Raw genomic sequence first — 3,644 nt, 5'->3', positions numbered from 1 at the left:
GCAAGAAAAAATAACCCCTTTAGGGGTAGCCTGAGAAGGAAAGCGGTTGGCAGACCTTTCAATGTGTCTTAAGACACGGCGAGCAACATGCCCTTCTAGGGCTAAAGCAAACCACCCGTTCGACGGGTGGTCATGATTTTTAATTACCTATGGAAAACCATAGAATCATTCAATTTTAGAATAATATATATTTTAATTAACAATAGAGGATAGGTATGATACAATAATGTCTATGTGATTATTTTGATACAAGGAGAAGGGAGCATGAAAAAAGTGATTGTAATAGACGCTATAGTGGGTGCGGGAAAAACTACTCTAGGAGAAACATTAGAAAAACATCTAGGAATACAACTGTATAGGGAGTTGAATAATCCAGATACAGAAGAGTTATTAAACAAGTTTTATGCAGATAAGAAAAGATGGGCCTTTACCTTGCAGATACATTTTTTAAATCAAAGATTTGCACAGATTAAGGAAATTTATAGGAAGAATGGTGGATTGTTAGATAGGAGCATATTTGGAGATAGAATATTTGCAGAAATGCTTATGGAAGATGGTTATATGAGTAAGGAAGAGTTCCATACATATACAACGCTCCTAGATAATATGTTAGAACATGCTCAAAATCCTTCTCTATTAGTATTCATTAAATGCGATGTGGATACGGCAATAGAACGAATTAAACAAAGAAACAGGGGATTAGAAGGCAAAGTTGAAAGAAAATATTGGGAGAGACTTCATGAAAAGTATGAAAACTGGTGTGATGGGTATGACTATTCACCAAAGATAGTATTAGATGTGAAAAATTTTGATTCCTTTAATGAGGACAATGTGAAAGAATTATTAAGAAGAATAGAAATGAAAGAATATGATTAATAAAAGTTGGCTTAAGTCAACTTTTATTTTATAGGGATTTTGTTTTGTTATTTTCTATAGAAATCACAAAATATTAAATAATAGAATAAGAGTATAGAAAAAATTATGTTTAAAAATAATACTATAAAGAAATTCTATTTGTTAATATATCACATTTAAAATAAAATAAATGGATAAGGAGCATTTTCAAATGGAAACTAGCTTTATATTTACCTTTATAGGCAAGGGGTTGTATAGGGAAAACTTTCACTTGATAAATCTATATAAAATAAAGAAGGTGATAATGTGCTAGATACATATGGGAGGAAATATGTAAATCCTATTATTAATAATTTTGCAAAAACCCTATTAAAATTTAAGCTTACACCTAATTGGGTTACTGTTATGAGCTTAATTTTAGGGTTTATTTCAGCCCTATTAATATATTGGGATATTACCATAACTGGTGTGGTTACTTTATGGATATCAGGATTTTTAGACAGTGTAGATGGGGCTATGGCGAGAATAATAAAGAAAAGCACTTCTTGGGGAACACTTATGGATATTACCTTTGATAGGCTAGTAGAAATGGCTATTATAATTACCCTTGCTATTAAATATCCCCATTCTCAACTCCTATTTTGTTTTTTACTTTCCTCAATAATTTTTTCTATGACCATATTTTTAACAGTGGGAGCCTTATCCCATAACAATGGAATTAAATCTTTTCGGTACCAAGCTGGATTTGCAGAAAGAACAGAAGGATTTATATTTTTAAGTAGTATGATTGTATTTACTAAAGCTATTAATGAAATAAGTATTGTATTTACTATAGCTATAGTAGTTACAGCATTACAAAGAATGGTAGAAGCAAAAAAAATATTAGATAAATAGGAGGGAAAAATGAAAAAAAAGTTCTGTATAATATTGACCATATTAATTAGTATGAATATTTTACTATTAGGTTGTGGGAATAAGGAATTAAAGAAAAAATTTGACGTTAAAACAAGTACTTGGGAAGAAATTGAAGAAAATGGAAAAGGCAAGGAAGTATATTTCTATGGTTGGGGAGGAGACCCTAAGATAAACAAGTGGATAGATGATGTTCTTGGTAAGGAAGTTAAAGACAAATATAACATAACTTTAAAGAGAGTTCCTATGAACATTGATGAAATACTAGTAAAGCTATTAGGTGAAAAGAATTTAGAAGCAGAGGGAACTATTGATATAGTTTGGATAAATGGAGAGAATTTTTTTACTGCAAAGGAAAATGAATTACTAGAAGGTCCCTTTTTAGAGAAACTTCCAAATGGGAAAAAGTATTTAGATTTAAATGATGTGGAGTTAAAATATGACTTTGGATTTTCAATAGATGGACATGAAGCTCCCTACGGAAAAGCTCAATTTGTATTTATATATGATGAAGAAGCTATTGAAAAATTCCCTAGGGACCATAAGGAATTTTTAGAATTTGCCAAGGATAATAAAGGAAAAGTTACATATCCAGCTCCACCTGATTTTGTGGGAAGTGCATTTGTTAGAAATATAATTTATGATATAGTAGGATACGAAAAATTTATTAATATGGAACCTGATTATGAAGTTGTAAAAAAAGAAATAATGCCTGCTATAGATTATTTAAAAGAGTTAAAGCCTTATCTATGGAGAGAGGGAAAGGCATATCCTTCTACTATGGCCCAATTAGAGAATATGTTTGCAGATGGTGAAGTTATAATGACTATGGACTATAATCCTAATAAGGCTAGTAGAAAAATCAGTGATGGACAATTTAAAAATACTACGAAGACTGCTATTTTTAACAAGGGAAGTGTGGGAAATACTCATTTTGTAGCAATTCCTAAAAATTCTACAAATAAGGAAGCTGCCTTATTAGTTATAAATGAAATCATATCACCTAAAATGCAAGCTTCTAAATATGATCCTCAGGTATGGGGAGATCTACCCGTATTAGATAATAGTAAATTATCTAGTGATGAAAGAAAATTATTTGATAGTGTGGTTTTAGGAGATGCCACTATAGATCAGAAGGTATTATTAGATAAAAGATTACCTGAAATGCCAGCTAAGTTAATTCCCATAATAGAAAAGATATGGGAAGAGGAACTATTAAAGTAAATAATAAAAATGAGAAAGAAGTGTTACTGAGTAACACTTCTTTCTCATTTTTATATATAACTTATAGATTTATCATGTGGAAATTGGCCTTATGTGAGTTTACTTTAGAAAATAGTATTGACAGGTATATGGAAAGGTGATAATATATACCATGTCTTCAAAAGAAACAAGTTTTTTCAAGTGTTTATTAAAATGATAATGAATCATAACTTGAAGAAAAGATTTCATTGACAAAGGACTGGATAAATGTTAATATATATCTTGTCATTGATGAAGTCAAGAAAATAAAAAAACTTCTTGACAAGTTTTGTGAAATGTATTAAAATATAACTTGTCACTAAGAAATGTTCCAAGGTAGCTCAATGGTGGAGCAACCGGCTGTTAACCGGTAGGTTGAGGGTTCGAGCCCCTCCCTTGGAGCCAATAATATCCGCCGGGGTGGCGGAACTGGCAGACGCACAGGACTTAAAATCCTGCGGTCCTTACAGATCGTACCGGTTCGATTCCGGTCCCCGGCACCATATTTAAATCAAAAGGAAACTCAGCAAACGCTGAGTACTACACTCACACCAAATCAAAGATTTGGGTGATTGCAGCATCGCGGAGTGGAGCAGTTGGTAGCTCGTCTGGCTCATAACCCGAAGGTCGTAGGT

At 32.0% G+C, this 3,644-nt stretch carries 3 protein-coding genes and 2 tRNA genes; all 5 read left to right on the top strand.

Going from position 1 to position 3,644, the window contains the following annotated elements; translation table 11 throughout:
• The first annotated feature begins 264 nt into the window (after positions 1-264).
• The 5 genes from N4A57_RS13230 (at position 265) to N4A57_RS13210 (ending at position 3,512) form a co-directional block, all read left to right on the top strand.
• Complete coding sequence (locus N4A57_RS13230) at positions 265-876, top strand: deoxynucleoside kinase (RefSeq protein ID WP_293658465.1); 612 nt, start codon at positions 265-267, stop codon at positions 874-876.
• Between the two features lie 285 nt (positions 877-1,161).
• A complete protein-coding gene (locus N4A57_RS13225) occupies positions 1,162-1,749 on the top strand; it encodes a CDP-alcohol phosphatidyltransferase family protein (RefSeq protein ID WP_293658464.1) in 588 nt (195 codons plus the stop codon).
• Between the two features lie 9 nt (positions 1,750-1,758).
• The gene (locus tag N4A57_RS13220) at positions 1,759-2,991 is read left to right on the top strand and encodes an ABC transporter substrate-binding protein (protein WP_293658463.1); all 1,233 of its coding nucleotides are present in this window, start codon (positions 1,759-1,761) and stop codon (positions 2,989-2,991) included.
• A gap of 348 nt (positions 2,992-3,339) precedes the next feature.
• A tRNA-Asn gene (locus N4A57_RS13215) sits at positions 3,340-3,414 on the top strand.
• Between the two features lie 9 nt (positions 3,415-3,423).
• Positions 3,424-3,512, top strand: a tRNA-Leu gene (locus N4A57_RS13210).
• Positions 3,513-3,644 lie beyond the last annotated feature (132 nt).

Origin of the sequence: Anaeromicrobium sp. (assembly GCF_025210435.1) — a bacterium.
GTDB lineage: Bacteria > Bacillota > Clostridia > Peptostreptococcales > Thermotaleaceae > Anaeromicrobium.
The sequence above is the reverse complement of the archived record's forward strand: the minus strand, read 5'-3'. Positions and strand labels throughout refer to the sequence as shown.